The 555-nt window shown below is 56.0% G+C and carries 1 protein-coding gene and 1 pseudogene; both read right to left on the bottom strand.

Annotation, left to right across the window (positions count from 1 at the left end):
• Positions 1 to 221: pseudogene (locus tag AC3ZU9_RS31560) on the bottom strand (MurR/RpiR family transcriptional regulator); the annotation flags it as partial.
• A gap of 50 nt (positions 222 to 271) precedes the next feature.
• On the bottom strand, positions 272 to 555 hold a 284-nt coding region (locus AC3ZU9_RS31555), incomplete at its 5' end, for a hypothetical protein (protein ID WP_490091807.1).

The raw sequence follows: 555 nt of genomic DNA, 5'->3' as shown, positions 1-555 counted from the left end.
CGCACGATGGCCGACGGGTGCACTTCGCACTCACGGGCGATGTCGCTGATGCGGTCGACCATGATCCGGTCGCTCTGCTGGCTCATGTAGCTGGCGATGCGCTTGAGTTGGCGCGGCAGGCTCTCGTATTCGTCGGTGATCAGCTGCAACAGGCGCTCGGCATTGATCGGAGGGCTGGCGATAGAGTCTTCCAGGGTGGTCTCGGGATCGGTGCGGGACATGGGCAATCCTTCTGGCGTGTTCTTCTGATGCGCTGATGGGTGGCGCAAGTCTACAGGGTAGGCGCAAAAAAATACCTCGGCATCACGGCGGCCGTGGCCTGCTGAAACGATGCACTGCCGCTTGCATGCTCTTGTACAAGCTTAATGGAAAAAATATTCCAATGAAAAAATATATGGAATAAATATTGATTGGTGCCGCAGGACGTTCTAGTCTGCTCCCACCAAGAGCGTTTGCCGTCGCCACGGCGGCACAACGCAGGCTGATAAAAATAACAGGAGCCAGCATGGGCCAGACTCGTTTTGCCAGTGGGCGTCAATTGGATCTGATTTGCCT

This window comes from Pseudomonas sp. A39, assembly GCF_058145955.1.
Note: the sequence above shows the minus strand (reverse complement) of the source record. Positions and strands in the feature narration are given on the sequence as shown.